This window comes from Thiohalocapsa sp., assembly GCF_022340605.1.
GTDB lineage: Bacteria > Pseudomonadota > Gammaproteobacteria > Chromatiales > Chromatiaceae > Thiohalocapsa.
In genome coordinates, this window is the sequence record NZ_JAJDNQ010000053.1 from 1 (window position 1) to 15,748 (window position 15,748).

At 67.3% G+C, this 15,748-nt stretch carries 13 protein-coding genes; 8 read left to right on the top strand and 5 right to left on the bottom strand.

What is annotated here, in order from left to right:
* The coding region (locus tag LJE69_RS07050) for a polysaccharide deacetylase family protein (RefSeq protein WP_296923201.1) at window positions 1–1,095 on the top strand (1,095 nt) is incomplete at its 5' end.
* Between the two features lie 307 nt (window positions 1,096–1,402).
* Here LJE69_RS07050 and LJE69_RS07055 read toward each other — a convergent pair.
* On the bottom strand, window positions 1,403–3,100 hold the full coding sequence (locus LJE69_RS07055) for a cellulase family glycosylhydrolase (RefSeq protein WP_296923204.1): 1,698 nt from the start codon (window positions 3,098–3,100) through the stop codon (window positions 1,403–1,405).
* A gap of 578 nt (window positions 3,101–3,678) precedes the next feature.
* Here LJE69_RS07055 and murF point away from each other — a divergent pair.
* Both murF and LJE69_RS07065 read left to right on the top strand, forming a co-directional pair.
* Window positions 3,679–5,064 (top strand): Mur ligase family protein, encoded by a 1,386-nt coding sequence (murF, locus tag LJE69_RS07060; RefSeq protein ID WP_296923207.1) that lies wholly within the window; start codon window positions 3,679–3,681, stop codon window positions 5,062–5,064.
* A 52-nt stretch (window positions 5,065–5,116) separates the two neighbouring features.
* The gene (locus LJE69_RS07065) at window positions 5,117–5,896 is read left to right on the top strand and encodes an IclR family transcriptional regulator (RefSeq protein WP_296923210.1); all 780 of its coding nucleotides are present in this window, start codon (window positions 5,117–5,119) and stop codon (window positions 5,894–5,896) included.
* Between the two features lie 729 nt (window positions 5,897–6,625).
* Here the strand turns inward: LJE69_RS07065 and LJE69_RS07070 are convergent.
* Window positions 6,626–7,639 (bottom strand): class 1 fructose-bisphosphatase, encoded by a 1,014-nt coding sequence (locus LJE69_RS07070; RefSeq protein WP_296923213.1) that lies wholly within the window; start codon window positions 7,637–7,639, stop codon window positions 6,626–6,628.
* Between the two features lie 184 nt (window positions 7,640–7,823).
* Between LJE69_RS07070 and LJE69_RS07075 the strand changes: the two genes are divergently transcribed.
* Both LJE69_RS07075 and LJE69_RS07080 read left to right on the top strand, forming a co-directional pair.
* Window positions 7,824–8,765: a glycosyltransferase family A protein gene (locus tag LJE69_RS07075; protein ID WP_296923216.1), complete on the top strand. Its 942-nt coding sequence runs from the start codon at window positions 7,824–7,826 to the stop codon at window positions 8,763–8,765.
* Between the two features lie 40 nt (window positions 8,766–8,805).
* Window positions 8,806–10,776: an acetoacetate--CoA ligase gene (locus LJE69_RS07080; RefSeq protein ID WP_296923218.1), complete on the top strand. Its 1,971-nt coding sequence runs from the start codon at window positions 8,806–8,808 to the stop codon at window positions 10,774–10,776.
* A 513-nt stretch (window positions 10,777–11,289) separates the two neighbouring features.
* Here LJE69_RS07080 and LJE69_RS07085 read toward each other — a convergent pair.
* From LJE69_RS07085 to LJE69_RS07095, 3 genes are all read right to left on the bottom strand, one after another.
* Window positions 11,290–11,757: a bacterioferritin gene (locus LJE69_RS07085; RefSeq protein WP_296923221.1), complete on the bottom strand. Its 468-nt coding sequence runs from the start codon at window positions 11,755–11,757 to the stop codon at window positions 11,290–11,292.
* Between the two features lie 98 nt (window positions 11,758–11,855).
* Window positions 11,856–12,554: a metal-dependent hydrolase gene (locus LJE69_RS07090; RefSeq protein ID WP_296923222.1), complete on the bottom strand. Its 699-nt coding sequence runs from the start codon at window positions 12,552–12,554 to the stop codon at window positions 11,856–11,858.
* 19 nt (window positions 12,555–12,573) lie between these two features.
* Window positions 12,574–12,876 carry a hypothetical protein gene (locus tag LJE69_RS07095; RefSeq protein WP_296923225.1) on the bottom strand — a complete coding sequence of 101 codons (303 nt, stop codon included), beginning with the start codon at window positions 12,874–12,876 and terminating at the stop codon, window positions 12,574–12,576.
* A gap of 251 nt (window positions 12,877–13,127) precedes the next feature.
* Between LJE69_RS07095 and LJE69_RS07100 the strand changes: the two genes are divergently transcribed.
* The 3 genes from LJE69_RS07100 to LJE69_RS07110 all read left to right on the top strand — a co-directional run.
* Entirely contained in the window at window positions 13,128–13,742 is a 615-nt protein-coding gene (locus tag LJE69_RS07100; RefSeq protein ID WP_296923228.1) for a histidine phosphatase family protein, read from the top strand.
* Between the two features lie 425 nt (window positions 13,743–14,167).
* A complete protein-coding gene (locus LJE69_RS07105) occupies window positions 14,168–15,193 on the top strand; it encodes an SPFH domain-containing protein (RefSeq protein WP_296923231.1) in 1,026 nt (341 codons plus the stop codon).
* Window positions 15,183–15,748, top strand: a 566-nt coding sequence (locus LJE69_RS07110; protein WP_296923234.1) for an SPFH domain-containing protein, incomplete at its 3' end; no start/stop codon positions are given. The genes LJE69_RS07105 and LJE69_RS07110, both read left to right, overlap by 11 nt.

Here is a 15,748-nt window from a genome sequence, read left to right on the forward strand (position 1 = left end):
GATGCCTTTCCGTGGTACCGCGTCGGCACCAGTGGCGACGGGCGGCCAGCGCTTGTCAAGGCGGAAGTGCCTGAAACCGACCTGCGTCGCGCGATCATCACCTTCCAATGCCGCATCAACAGCTTGGACGACGACGGCGGCATTGAGCTTCGCTTCTCGCCTGACGAAAAGTTCGAAAACTACTTCTACATTAGCATGCCGGTCTACTCGGATCCCGACTTCAATATCCTTCAAGCCGGCGAATGGCAACGGTTCTCCTACGGTCTCGGCAACGCCGGGAAAAAGGGAAATCCAGATCCCAGCAAGATTCGCTACGTCAGCATCTACCTGGCCGACAACGGCAAGGCGCCCCTCCTGTTCGATATCAGCAACCTGGAATTGACACCCACAACCCATAGTCCGGTGTTGTCCTACACATTTGACGACGGTTACGACGATGTCCTGCTGGCCGCCGACATACTGAAGCAATACGGCCAGACCGCTACCGCCTACATTATCCCAAAAGCAGTCGGCCAACCCGGATACATGAGCCTTGCCCAACTTCGAGGGCTCGCGCAGGACGGTTGGGGTTTGTCGGCCCACGATGTCACGCCGTTTACCCAACTCACCCCCATTGATCTGCGTGCCGAAATCGATGCCATTTACAGCTTCTTCCGCCAGGCGGGCTTGGAGGATGGCATGCGGCACATCGCCTACCCGGAAGGCGCACAGAACCGCAGCTACGTGCTTCCGGAGGTACGCGCCGCCTACGACACCGCCCGCGTCGCCGGCGGCGGTATGGAAACGCTGCCGCCAGGTGACCCCGCGCTGCTGCGCACATTCAACGTGCTAAACACGACCCCTGTGTCAGAGATCAAGGAGCAGGTTGCCTTGGCGAAAGAGAATAATCAGTGGCTGCTCCTGATGTTCCATTACCTGCACGACGCGCAACACCCAAGCGACAGCCCCATCTCCTACGACATCGACAAGTTCCGCGACGTGGTGAAAATGGTGGCCGAGGAAGGCATCGCGGTGCTTCCGGTGAATAAGGTGTGGGAGGACCTGGCACCTCGACAGAAGGTCGCAGCACGCCAGCAAAGCCGCGCGAGCCAGTGACAGAAGAGCGAGGAAACGCCGATCGATCGGCGTTTCCTTTGATGGCGTCTCGTGCAGCGTTTCTCCTAATTTTGCGTTCGTTGTCGTTGTCGACTATCCGATCACGCCGACGATTACGACAACGACAAGGAGCAGAGACTTCGACGGGGCTCTTCGAGTCCGGCCCCGCCGGGGTTGGCGCCTGCAAGATTGCGTGAAAGGGGGTACTAGAAGGTCCCCCAGAGTCGCTGGGCGCCGCACCCGACGGGAGACACCGCAGCTTTGGGCCTCTCGCAGCCATAACGCTGGCGGCGAGCGCGCACCGCCATCACCACGCGCCAAGCCTGTCGCGGAGGACGTCGATCAAGGGCTGATTCGGCAACCCAACCTCGGTATTGGCGGGCGACAGATACAGCCCCATGCGATCGCCATGGTAGTTCCAGTACGCGAAGCTGACATTGTGCTGCTTGAAGATGTCCAGTGAGTCCGAAACCCATCGCGTTCCTCCTTTGCCGGAATCAAAGCATTGCTTCATCAAGCCGAACTCCAGGACCGACATGGGTACGTCGTGGGTTTCGGAAAATTGATAATACTTCAGAAACTCCTGGCGCAAGTATTCCTTATTGCGCGCCACAAAGCCTGCTTCTGAGCCGTTGCTCGGGTTACCGTAGAAGCCGATGTCGAAATAGGCAGAGAGGCCGTCGGAGGACGCTTCCGCATCCGCCGCCGCCCGCTTCATGTAGCCAACGATTTGGTAGGCATGGCCCTGTTTGACGGGGAACCAGCGATGATCGCTGCTCCAACCCGAAAACCCCGGTCCGGCCGGCTGGGCTATCGCCAGACTGTGGTCGTCCGTGCGTCCAAAGTTCACCACTCGCGTGAAATCGGCATGGCGCCGCTCCGGCGGGTTGTTCCATGTCCACCATGACCAAATGGACTCCTGCGACAATGGGTCCTCCACGACATCGCCGATATATTCACCTGCTGCATTGAATTCTCTAACGGCGAAGTCATCGAAATACACCGTATCCGGCGACTCGCCGCCCACGATCATCACGGGCAACCCCATCACTATTTCAGGATCGGTCACTTTGAATTTGGCGCTGCGGTATTCTTGCCAATCATCCGCGGGGGTGAATGGCACGGGAGTTTCCTGCGCGGCGGTGACAATGAGCTGCTGCGCGCCCGTGGGGAGAAAAGTATTGTTGTCCGGGTACTTGCCTCCGTCACCGGTCGGGCGTTCCAGCCAAGACGCGAATTGGTGCGTGTAGTCGACAGGCTCGTAGAAATGGAAGTCATACACGACGTTCCCGTCGTTCACAAGGAACTGCGTCTGCGCCCCATGCGTGCTGTACGACCGGCTCACACCGTAGAGCCGTTGCACCACGATGAGGTGGCTCGGATCTTCCGAGCGTATCGCAGCGATGATGTCGTTGGCCAGATCCTGCCACTGTTGCCCCGTTGAATCCGCGGTGACGGGCTCATTGAGAATGTCGTACGCGGCTATTTGCGTTTCGTTCTTGTAACGCGCGGCCAAGGCCTTCCACAGATCCACGTTTTTCCTTCTGATGCCCGCATCGGTCCACAGACGGAAATCCCTGCGATCGCTGTTGGCACTCAGCCAATAGCCGCCGATCGGAATGTGCAGATCGAGTATGAGGTAAATGCCGTGGCCGCGCGCCCACGCCAGGTTTTGATCCAGCCAACGGAAGAAGGCGTCGGGGTCGCGCTCAAACCAGTCGCCCGTGAAGGCGAAGCGGACGGCGTTAAAGCCAAGCTCGGCAACAGTGCGAAAGTCATCCTCCGTGTGATGACTGGATTGCAGCAGGTCATTGGGGTCCGATATGCCTTCGTAGGAATTCGCGAAGCATATTGCCTTGAGCAGAAAAGTCTCACTGCCGAGCACAAGATTGGGTCCGCTGGCGCGAACGAACTCCTGTGGACCTGGTTGCGCCAAGGCATACCCGAGCACCAGGCAAAGAGGGGAGAGCAAGACCAGTCTGATGAGGTTGTGCGCAGATTTCATGAACCGGGTGTCCGCATTTCTCGGTACGGGAAGTCACATGACAATTGAATCGCAACGGCTTTGCAAGGCTGCGCGGGGCATGGGCAGTCAATGCCAGCCTTGGCGCCCGGCCCAGGCGAGAGGAGTATATCGTTGTATTCACTCGTCCGGTGGGGCGCGTCGGTTGGAGCCTGGAACGGGGACGGATCTGAAAGTGATCAACGGGCCGGGCCCCTCGGTCATCCGCAAGAGCGCCAAGACCAAATGGGCGAACACCTGAGCGTTCCGACCCCGCGAAACAGACGTTGCGGGACGAACTCGACCCCGGGCGCCCCCCGCGCCAGTCGTCACCGCCAATCTCTCGCCGCCAAGACCAGGTCAATGTCCGGCGTCGGTCGGCTCGATTTCGGCATGGCGAACGTCCTTGCCGAGTCTCCACCGCCACCGTCTCGGCGACATGGCCTCGCCGGCCGTACGGCGTGCGGATGCGGCGTGAGGGACCAGTGCTGCATCTGCACCCGAGGCTGCTGGTATGCTCGCCGTATTGGCGGTGCCTTTCGTCGCAGCATCGCCCCGAGCGCCAGTCCGCCAGCATCGACATGAACGACCCCACTGCCTTTTGGACCCCTGCCGCCTTCGCCGACATCACCGGTGGCGATTGGCTCGTGCCCCCGGGTGATGCACACGCCCAACTCGCTGGCCTCGGCATCGACAGCCGGACGCTGCAGCCGGGGGAGGTCTTCGTCGCCATCGCCGGCGAGCGATTCGACGGGCATGACTTCCTCGACAAGGCGCAGGCAGCCGGGGCGCTGCTGGCACTCGTGGAGCGCGACGTGTCGCCAGCACCCACCGCGGGTCAATCACGCGCTCTGGCCGGCGAGGTGGCAGGCGGTCTGGCGCTGCTGCGGGTGACATCCACCGTGGCGGCATTGCAAGCGCTGGCCGCGCGCTGGCGGGATGTGCTCGGCGCAGGCGGCTGCCGCATCGTCAGCGTCTCCGGCAGCAACGGCAAGACCACCACGCGGCATCTGATCCACCATGTGCTAACACAAGGCGGGCTCAGCGGCAGTCAGAGCCCGAAGAGCTTCAACAACCACCTGGGTGTACCGCTGACCGTGCTCTCCGCCCGGACAGAGCACGACTTTCTGGTGGCCGAGGTGGGCACCAATCACCCGGGAGAGGTTGCCGAGCTGGCCGCCATCGTCCGGCCGGACATCGCCGTGCTCACCAGCATCGGCGAGGAGCACCTGGAATTCCTGCGCGACCTCAACGGCGTCGCGCGCGAGGAGTCGGCGATCCTGGCGCACGTTGCCGCCGGCGGCCTGGCTTTACTGCCCGCCGAAGAGCGCCTACCGGTGCCGCTGACCGTGCCGGCCGAGCCCGCCTTCGCGGTCCGGCGCTTCGACCTCGACCCCATCGCCGCCGACCTGCCGCTGCCGGGCGAGCACAACCGCCTCAACGCCTCCGCCGCCAGCGCCGTCGCCCGCGCCTTCGGCATCGCCGAGGCCGACATCGCCGCCGCCTGGCCCGCCGCCGGCCATGCGCCCATGCGCGGCGAGGTGATGGGCGCCAATGACCCGGCGCGGCCGACGGTCATCAACGACGCCTATAACGCCAACCCCACCTCCATGCGCGCGGCGCTGAAGGTGCTCGCGGCCTACCCGCCACCGCGGATGGCGGTGCTGGGCGACATGCTGGAGCTGGGCGCGGCGACGCCGTCGGCGCACCGCGACATCGCCGCGCTGGCGGCGGACACCGCCGAGTGCTGCGTGCTCATCGGCCCGCACTTCGCGACGGCCGCCGCCCAACTGGCCTTGGACGAGCTGGCCATCAGCGCCCATGCGGCCTGGTCTGAGCAGCTTGCCGCAGAGATCGCCGCCGAGCTGACGCCGGACGCGACCCTGCTCATCAAGGGCTCCCGTGGCATGGCGCTGGAGCGGCTGCTGCCCGCGCTCGCGGCGCGCTTCGGCTCGGCCGCGGACTGATCTAGCCATCCCCACGGCGCGGCGCCCTGCCCCGCCGCCGGCAGCCATCGCCATGCCCAAAGAGCGCGCCGGCAACCGCATCCAGGTCATCGACCGCGCCGCGGCGCTGCTGGACGCCATCTCCCGCTACCCGGAGCCGGTGAGCCTCAAGGTGCTTGGCGCCGAGACCGGGCTGCACCCGTCCACTGCGCATCGCATCCTGGCGTCGCTGGCGGACAACGGCTTCGTGGAGCGTGACGCCGCCGGGCGCTATCGGCTGGGCTTGCGGCTGTTGCAGCTCGGCGTGCGGCTGCACGGCGACGTGGACATGCGCGCCCTGGCGCTCCCGGTCATGGAGGCGCTGCGCGACCGCCTTGGCGAGACCATCAACCTCACCATCCGCGAGGGCGATCAAGTAGTCTACATCGAGAAGGCGACGCCCAGCCGCAGCGTGCACGTGCAGCAGCTCATCGGCTCCCGCGCGCCGCTGCACGTCACGGCCGTCGGCAAGCTCATGCTCGCCGCCGGCGGCGAGTCCGCCATCCGCGCCTACGCCGAGCGCACCAACCTGCCCGCCTACACCAGGAACAGCATCACCAACGTGGAGCGGCTCATCGCCGAGTGCGCGGCAGCCTTGGAGGCCGGCCATGCGCTCGACAACGAAGAGGCCGAACTGGACGTCGGCTGCATCGGCGTGCTGCTGCACGACGCCACCGGACGCGTCGCCGGCGGCCTGTCGGTGTCAGCGCCCATCGAGCGCCGGCGGTTGGAGTGGATCGACGCAGTGCGCGCCGCGGGGCAGGAGATTTCAACGCAGCTCGGCGCGGCGCCCAAGGCGCGGCAACCGCGCTGAAGCGCGCGCGGAGTTACCCGCCGGCGGCCCGCGTCCAGTGCGGAATGCCTCCACCCGCCGGCGCTGTTGCTCGGCCTCGGCGCGGCGCATGAGCTCGGCGACCACCGCACGCTTGTTGCGGACGGCGAAATTGCGGTTGAACACGGCCGACCATCGAAGCATCGTCCGCTATCATCCCCCCGTGTCCGAATCCCCCGCGACCGCGCCCAGGTCCATCGATAGAGTCGCAGGTCCATTCCGGGCGCTGATCCCGAAAGCGGTGGCTTCGGACACCGGGCAAGTATTGCTCGCAGCGCCGAAATCGCGCGCATCGTACTTAGCCCGGACGAGCGGGTGGAGCTCATCGGTGGCGAGATCGCGCGCCGGCCGATGACTCGATTCGCGCACGCGGCGGCACAGAGCAACACCCGCGGCGGGCTGCAACCGTTCACCCGCGGCTCGGGTCCCGGCGGCTCTCAGTGCAACCAACGAGCCTGGATCGTGGTCGTGGTCGTGGTCGGATATTCGCAAACCGACGACTGCGGCAACCAGGAGGACACCAACTTTGGGCCGACTATGGTCGCAGCACTTCGGCGCGGGTGTCTTGGGCTCGGTGATGCGGGCATCTCGGGACGTGCGCCGCCTGGCGGCGGCTAGGCCGGCGGGACGCCGGCCATCCCAGTTGCCGGCGGGACGCCGGCGCTCCCAGGCGGACGCCGGCGCTCCCGGTCGGGGCGCCGGCGCTCCGGGTCAGTCCGCGGTGTGGTAGCCCTGGATGCGCTCCACCTCGTTGCGGGAGCCGAGGATGACGGGCACGCGCTGGTGCAGGTCGGAGGGCTGGAGGTCCATGATGCGCTGCTTGCCGGTGATGGAGCCGCCACCGGCCTGCTCGACGATGAAGCTCATGGGGTTGGCCTCGTAGAGCAGGCGCAGCTTGCCACCCTGGCCCTTGGCGGCCATCTTGGAATCCATCGGGTACATGAAGACGCCGCCGCGGGTGAGGATGCGGTGCACTTCGGCCACCATGGACGCGATCCAGCGCATATTGAAGTCCTTGTCGCGCGGACCTTCCGTACCGGCCAGGCACTCGTCCACGTAGCGCTTCACGGGCGGCTCCCAGAAGCGGCTGTTGGAGGCGTTGACGGCGAACTCCGCGGTATCCGCCGGGATGGTCATGTCCGGGTGGGTGAGGATGAACTCGCCGATGTTCTGGTCCAGCGTGAAGCCGTTCACGCCGTGGCCGGTGGTGAGCACCATCATCGTGGACGGGCCGTAGAGGGCGTAGCCGGCGGCGACCTGCTGGGTACCGGCCTGAAGGAAATCGCGCTCGGTGGGCTTGTCGGTGCCGCCCGGGCAGCGCAGGATGCTGAAGATGGTGCCGACGGAGACGTTGACGTCGATGTTCGAGGAACCGTCCAGCGGGTCGAAGGTGAGCAGGTACTTGCCGCGCGGGTACTCGTCCGGGATCTGATAAACGTCGTCCATCTCCTCGGAGGCCATGGCCGCCAGGTGCCCGGCCCACTCGTTGCTGGAGATGAACATCTTGTTGGAGAGCACGTCGAGCTTCTTCTGCGTCTCGCCCTGCACGTTCTCGCTGCCGGCGCTGCCGAGCGCGCCCACCAGCGCGCCGTGGTTGACCTGGTTGGAGATCATCTTGCAGGCGGTGACGATGTCGTTCAGCAGAGCCGTGAACTCGCCGGTGGCGCCGGGCGACTTGCGCTGCTCTTCGCTGATGAATTGCGTAATGGTCGTGCCGTGATCCATGGTATCTGGAGCCTCGTAGCTTGCAGGGGGATGGCCGCCCGGCGCCGAACGCGCGGGCAGAGGGGATAAGACGCGGCCGCATACCGCTAAACGCGACAGTATATCGCTATGCACGTTGGCTTTTCGATCCGGATCGGCAGTCCGCCGGACGCATGACGGCCATTGCGTCCCGGAGAGCGCACGGATGAGCACGCCATACCCCTCTCCAGCGGCCGCAGCCACCTGGTCCTGCGCGGTCTTCGCGTACAACGAGGCGGCCAGCATCGGCGCCTGCCTGGACAGCCTGCTCCCGGCCCTGGCCGAGCTCCCACGCTGCCGCGGCATCCACGTGCTCGCCAACGGCTGCACCGACCGCACCGAGGCCGTCGTCGCCGCCTACGCCGAGCACCACGGGCCAATCCGGCTGCTATCGCTGCCCGTGGCGGACAAGGCGGCCGCCTGGAACCACTATGTGCACGCGCTGGCGCCGGACGCCGACATGCACCTGTTCATGGACGGCGATGTGCAGGCGGCGCCGGGCGCACCTGCCGCGCTGGCCCGGCGGCTCCTGGTGGAACCGACGGCGCGGGCGGTCGCCGCGCTGCCGGGCTGCGGCCGCAGCCGTGTCGCCTGGTGCGCGCACATGGGGCAGCTCGGCCGGCTCGCCGGCAACCTCTACGCGCTGCGCGGCAGCTTCGTCGCCGGGTTGCGCGGCGCCGGCCTGTCGCTGCCGCGGGGCCTAATCGGCGAGGACCTGTTTCTGTCCGCACTGGTGAAGGGCAAGCCCGTCCCGGCCGGTCTGGTGCAGCCGGATCCGGCGCTGGCGCTGGAGCCGGGGGCGCTGTTTCTGTTTCGCTCGCTGTCCCCGCGTCGGCCGGGCGACTGGCTCACCTATGCCCGCCGCCTGGTGCGCTACCGCATCCGCGACCACCAGTTGCTCCTGCTGCTGCGCCACCTCCAGGCGCGCGGGCTGCCGGGGATGCCCGCTGATGTCGCGCAGCTCTATGCGGAGACCAAGGCCACACTGGCGTTCCGCTGGCACGGCCGGCAGACACCGCAGGAATGGCTCGCCGTTGCACTGCTGCGCCGGGCAATGCGCCAGGCCAGGCGGCACGCAGGCGGCCTGTCCGGCAGGAGAATGCGTTAACCTCCCCGGCCGAGCTTGCTTTCACCCGCCGGGAATCGCCATGGCCAAGCCGGAATCCGACACGCCCATCTGGACCCCGTCGCCCGAGCGCGCCGCCGCCAGCCGCATGGCCGCCTTCACTGCTGCTGCCGAGCGGAAGACCGGACACCGGTTCGAGGACTACGCGGCACTGCACCGCTGGTCGGCCATGGACCTCGAGGGCTGCTGGGGGCTCCTGTGGGAGTTCCTCGAGCTGCATGCCTCGACGCCCTTCACGCAGGTGCTGGAGCACCCCGAGCGCATGCCCGGCGCGCGCTGGTTCCCGGGCGCGCGGCTCAATTTTGCCGAGCACCTGCTGCGCCACGCCGCCGACCGCGCGGAAGACATCGCCATCGTTTTCCGCTGCGAGAACGGCGCGCGCGAGGCGCTCAGCTTCGGCGAGCTGTGGTCGCAGGTCGGCGCCTTCGCCGCCTGGCTTCGGTCCGTCGGCGTCGGCCCCGGCGACCGCGTGGCGGCGCTGCTGCCGAACCGTCCGGAGGCCATCGTCGCCATGCTGGCGGCGGCGAGCATCGGCGCGGTGTGGTCGTCGGCCTCGCCGGATTTCGGCGTGGACGGCGTCGTGGACCGCTTCGGGCAGATCGAGCCGAAGGTGCTGATCGGCATCGACGGCTACCACTACGCCGGCAAGCGCATCGACGTGCGCGAGCGTTTCGCGGCCATCGTCGCGCGGCTGCCGCGCCTGGAGCGCGCGGTGGTGGTGCCCTGGGTCTTTCCGGACGAGCCGCACTCGCTGGGCGATACGGCGCTGCCGTGGCCCGCGCTCATCGAGCGGCACCTCTGCTACGCGCCGGCCTTCGCGGCGCTGCCCTTCGACCACCCGCTCTACATACTGTACTCGTCCGGCACCACCGGAAAACCCAAGTGCATCGTCCACGGCGCCGGCGGCACGCTGATCCAGCATCTCAAGGAGCTGGCGCTGCACACGGACTTGGGCCCCGCGGACCGCCTCTGCTACTTCACCACCTGCGGCTGGATGATGTGGAACTGGATGGCCAGCGCGCTCGCGCTCGGCACACGGCTGGTGCTGTTCGACGGCTCGCCGTTCCATCCGGGGCCGGAAGTGCTCTGGGACCTGGTGGCGGAGGAAGGCGTCACGGCCTTCGGCACCAGCGCCAAGTACATCGCCGCGCTGGAGAAGGCAGGCGCCGAGCCCGGACGCACGCACGACCTGTCCGCGCTGCGCACCGTGCTCTCCACCGGCTCACCGCTGGCGCCGGAGTCCTTCGACTACGTCTATCGCGCCATCAAGGCGGACCTGCAGCTCTCGTCCATCTCCGGCGGCACGGACATCGTCTCCTGCTTCGCGCTGGGCAACCCGATGCTGCCCGTCTACCGCGGCGAATTGCAGTGCCGCGGGCTAGGACTTGCCGTGGCGGTGTTCGACGACGCGGGCGACGCCGTCGTCGGCGAGCGTGGCGAGCTGGTCTGCACCCGGCCCTTCCCGTGCATGCCGGTGGCCTTCTGGAACGACCCGGACGGCGCCCGCTACCGGGCGGCCTACTTCGAGCACTTTCCGGACACCTGGACCCACGGCGACTTCGCCGAGCTGACACCCCGCGGCGGCCTCGTGATCTACGGCCGCTCCGACGCGGTGCTGAACCCCGGCGGCGTGCGCATCGGCACGGCGGAGATCTACCGCGTCGTCGAGGGCATGGACGCCGTGCTGGAGGCCATCGCCGTCGGCCAGGACTGGCAGGGGGATCAGCGCGTGCTGCTGTTCGTGGTGCTGCGCGGGGGCCTCATGCTGGACGACGCGCTGGCGGACGCCATCCGCGTGCGCATCCGCGAGCGGCTCACGCCGCGGCACGTGCCGGCCGCCATCCGCCAGGTGCCGGCCATCCCGCGCACCCGCAGCGGCAAGATCGTGGAACTGGCCGTCGCCGACGTGATTCACGGCCGCACCGTCAAGAACATCGAGGCGCTGGCGAATCCGGAGGCGCTGGACGCCTTCGGGGCGTTCGGCCGGGAGTGATCGGCCCCGAGACGCGCAAGGCTACCCCTGCGCCGGCCACGCCCGGCCGCCGGGCGGATCGACAAAGCGCCTGGGCAAATATTCAGTGTCGGTCCGGTTAGCGATAGCGTAACTCGACAATCAACGGCTTACCGACGCCCATCGTCGGGTTACGCTGCGCTAACCCGACCTCCCATCGCGGCTACTCCGGGCGCGCCGGCGTGGGAGTGCCACTGCCTTTTGTGGCGCGATGGAGGCTGGGAGGTTGCCTGCCGCTTGCAAGTTACTCAGGGCGTAGTGTGCTGCCTTGCCGCCGGTCGCGGCACCTAGAGTGCCGCTCCCACAAGAGCTGCTACGATCCTTTCGTTGTTGTCGTTGTCGTGGTCGTGCTCGTGGTCGGATACTCGAGCACGAGCACGAGCACGAGCACCAGCAGAGACGTCGACCTGGTTCCTCGGCTCAGGCCCCACCCGCGTTGGCGCCCCGCAAAATTGCCTGAAACGAGATGCCAGGCCCTCGGCCCTCAGCCCTTCTTCAAAGCTGCCTCGCCAGGTAGTTCTCCAGCCCCATGGCTTCGATCTGCGCCAGTTGCTGCTCCAGCCAGTTGACGTGTGTGTCTTCGCATTCGCGCAGCATGCCCGCGAGCATCGCCTGGGTCTGAAAGTCCTGCTCCTCGATGCAGCACACCATGGCCGCGCGTAGGTTCTCCACCAGCCGGTACTGCATTTCCACGTCGCAGCGCAGCATCTCGCGCACGGCCGTGGCGGTGGTCATGGCCTCGCGCTGCACCAAGTCCGGCGCACTGCCGAAGAACAGCATGCGGCGCAGCAGCAGGTCGGTTTGGCGACGCGACTCGGCCAGCGCCGTGTCGGTGCGGGCGGCGAGCTTGGTATAGCCCCAGTCCTCGAACATCCGGGCGTGCAGCAGGAACTGGTCCATCGCCGCCAAGTCGCAGTTGAGCAGCCGTTGCAGGTGCGCCAGCACGCGTTGGTTGCCTTTCATGTCGGCCTCCGTTCGGACAGAAGGATTCTGCAGTCGCAGCACGCGCGCGATTCTAGCGGTTCCGGCGGCCGGCGACGATCACGCCGGCGCAGTGCCGCTCACCAGCGCGGCCAGTGCGCGGCGAGCATGCCGGCGTGGATGTCGAAGCGGCCCAACAGCCGGAACAGCGCGCCTGGGTCCGGCGTCAGGCCCAACAGCAGCACCCCGAGCGCGAGCAGCATGAGCGAGCCCGGCCATGCGCGCAGGCTTAAGGGCTTCAGGGCGGTGCCGAAGGACGCCTTCACCTGGCGGCCCAGCACGTCCACGCTCGCCAACTCGTCGAGGACCAGGTGCGTGATGTACCCCAGCAGCACGAAGCCGGTCACCAGCCAGGCCATGCCGGGTCCGAGTCGCAACCAGCGCTCCGCGAAGATGCCGGCCGCCAGTGCCAGCACCAGGGCCATCAGCAGCGTGTGCCAGAGGCCGCGGTGCACGGTGAAGTGGGCAAAGGCCATGCGCACCGGCCAGCGCACGATGAGCCAGGCGCCAGCCCAGATCCCCACCAGCTCCAGCGCGGCGAAATGCCCCGCGAAGGCAAAGGCCACCAGGAAGCCGGCGATGATGCCGGCGACCTCGAACACCGCGCGCAGCGGCTTCGAGTCGTCGGCATCGACGTCCGGCAGCAGGCTCGCCGCGGTGCCGACGACGAACAGGGCCTGCGTATCGGTCACCCCGCTCAGACCGTGACCGTAGCTCGCAAAGGCGGCAGCGGCCGAGACCAGGGCGCCGCCTGTCAGATGGGTTTGAAAATTCGCCAAGGCTCGCCAGCAGGTCTGCTCAGTCGGAATACAGCTCCGGGCTCCAGCCGCGCTCGCGGGCGCGGGCGACGGCGGCGTCGTAGATCTGCTTGTGCCGCGCGCGCAGGTCCTCGGGCAGATTCGACACCATCTGGCCGTAGGGGCGCCAGGCGTCGGTGACCCTATCGTAAAGGTCCTGGATCGCCGCCAGGGACCAGCCGGCGCAGGTCTCGTCTTCCGCGATCAGCCCGAACACCTGCGCATCGCGCACGATGCGCCCGGTGGGCGTCATGCCGCCGTAGCTGTCCTCGTCGAGGCCGGGGTAGAGCTTCTGCTTTCGCATCGCGCGAGTCCTGTGTTTTCGATCTGCGGATTGTCGCGGAAGCACGGGTCTTTGGCCATTGGGGACATCGCCACGGCGGAGGCCAAGGTCCCGAATCTCGGACCGCGGACGCATAAGGCTGGATTCACGCGGCAAAATCCGCCAACCTTGCCGCGCCCTAACATACGCCGGCCCCCTCGCACCCCCACTTCGCACTCAAGCTCCAACTCGCCGATCCTGCCCGAAACGGCGGATTCACCAACTACCTTCCAATGTCACACACCGTCATCGACCTGATCCGCCACGGCGAGCCCATCGGCGGGCGCATGATCCGCGGCAACGGCTGCGACCACCCGCTGAGCGAGACCGGCTGGGCGCAGATGCGCGCGGCCGTGGTCGCCACGACGGGTGAGGAGCCGCCCTGGCAGCAGGTCGTAAGCTCACCAATGGCGCGCTGCCGCGCCTTCGCGGTGGAGCTGGCCGGGCGACTCGACCTGCCGCTGGCGGTGGAGCCGGAGCTGCGCGAGATCGGCATGGGCGCCTGGGAGGGTCGGCGCCCGTCCGAGGTGGCCGCCACCGAGCCGGAAGCCTTCCACGCCTTTCGCGCGGACCCGGCGGCACACCGGCCGCCCGGGGGCGAGGCGTTGGCCGCCTTCCGCGAGCGCATCGCCCGCGCCTACGAGCGCCAATTGTCGCACTGGCCGGGCCGGCACCTGCTCATCGTCTGCCACGCCGGCGTGACGCGGGCCGTGCTCGGGCACGTGCTCGGCGCCGCCGATGCCGCCTGGTATCGCATCGGCATCGACTATGCCGGCGTCAGCCGCATCCGCCACGGCCGCCATGGTGCGGCCATCGAGTACGTGAACGCACGCCACGTGCGGGCCTGAGCGTCCTGGGACACGGCCTTGGAATAATCGATTTCGTTCGCTGTCCGGCGCGAGCGCGTGTCGGCCAGAGCGCCGGCCGGAGTGTCGCCCTCCAGGGCGACACCGATCAGCCCAGCGGGCGGCCTCGAGAGTCCCCTCCATACTTCCGCATGAGTGCACCAGGTGGCTCCGGCACAGAAGCCCCGATGTTCCCGCGGTTAAACCGAGCAACGCGTCGGGCTTAGCCCCTCAGCCTGACCTACGGGGCGCCACCACCACCTTCGCGCCGTAATCCCATCCACGCCGACTGATCGACCCGCCACCGAGGCGGCGGCTCCCGTCCACACAAGCGAAGGCGCTACCGACGCCCCGACGCCAAAGGGTGACGGTTCGTCCGGAGATTTCGCGTTACCATCGCGCGTTCCGGACACGCAACGGAGCAAGCCATGACCGTCCTGGCCTTTCTCGCCGGCCTGATCCTGTACTTCGGCATCACGGTACTGAGCCGTGCCTGGTTCGTCGTCAAGCCCAACGAGCGCGCGGTGCTGGTCACCATGGGCCGCGCCCAACGGCTGGGCAGGCAGTTCGTCGACGACCCCGGTCTCAACGACGACGAGCGCAAGCGCTACCGCTATCCGCTGCTCCAGATCTTAGGCCCCGGCTGGCACTTCAAGTGGCCCTGGCAAAAGCCGGTGGTGCAAGACATCGCCACCCGCTCCATCGACATCACCTGGGACCCCACCAAGCAGCAGCGCACGATCGAGGCGGTCACCAAGGACAACCTGACCACCGGCATCGATGGCCAGCTGCGCTGGCGGGTGGCGCAGAGCAACTTCTACGCGTACTGCTTCGGCGTAGACAGCCCGCTGGAGCACGTGATGGGCTACTTCGTCTCGGTGCTGCGCGAGCGGGTGGCCAACTTCGTGGACCCCAAGGGCCAGAGCCTGGTGGACGGCGGCGAGCTCACCGCGGGCGGCGCGGAGCTGGCCGCGGAGCTCTCCGAGGGTGTGTCCATCAATGATCTCCGCAAGAACCTGCCGCTGCTCAACGACTACATGGAGCAGCAGTGCAAGGCCACCGGCGCGCGCTACGGCATCGAGCTGGACGCGGCGCTGATCACCCAGATCGACCCACCACCGGCGGTGGACCGGGCGCTGTCCGCCATCAACAGCACCCGCAACCAGGTGGCCGCGGACATCAGCACCGCACGCGCCGACGCCGAGCAGCAGATCACCATGAGCAAGCGCGCGGTGGAGATCGCCCGCAACAACGCCCAGGCGGAGGTCGCCCCGCTGCGCGAGCTGGCCGACACCCTGAAGGGCATCAAGGGCCAGGGCGGCTCGGCGGCGCTGATCGCCTATATCCGCAACATGCGCATCCCGCTGCTGGCGCGCGCGCGGCGCATCGTGCAGATGACGGCGACGACCTCGGCGGCCGCACCCAGCACCGACGGAGGCCGTCATGCTCAATGATCCAGTCGCCATGATCCCCGCCTTCTTCGCCGGGCTGCTGGCCATCCCGATCCTGCTCGGCCTCGCGCGGCTGCTCAGCCTCTACACCATCGTCAACGAGCAGGAGGCGGTGGTCTACACCTTCCTCGGCAAGGTGATGGGTGTCCTGCGCGAGCCGGGCATGCAGTTCCCGCTGGTGCATTTCGGCCCGAAGGCGATCCTGGTGCCGCTGATGGGCACCCGCCAGGCGGTGAACATGCGGCTACGCCAGCGCTACCTGCGCAACCAGATGGTCAACTCCGAGGAAGGCACGCCCATGAGCGTCGGCGTCTGGTACGAGATGCAGGTGAGCGACCCGGTGGCCTACTTGTTCAACAACGCCGACCCGGAGGGCTCGTTGGAGGCCAACGTCGCCAGCGCGACCATATCGACCCTGAGCAACCTGGAGATGGACAAGCTGCTGGAGGATCGCCACCAGCTCAGCCGCAAGGTGCGCGCCACGGTCTCGCCGCTGTCGGAGAAATGGGGCTTTCGCCTGGGCTCGGTGTACATCCGCAAGGTGGCCTTCACGGACCG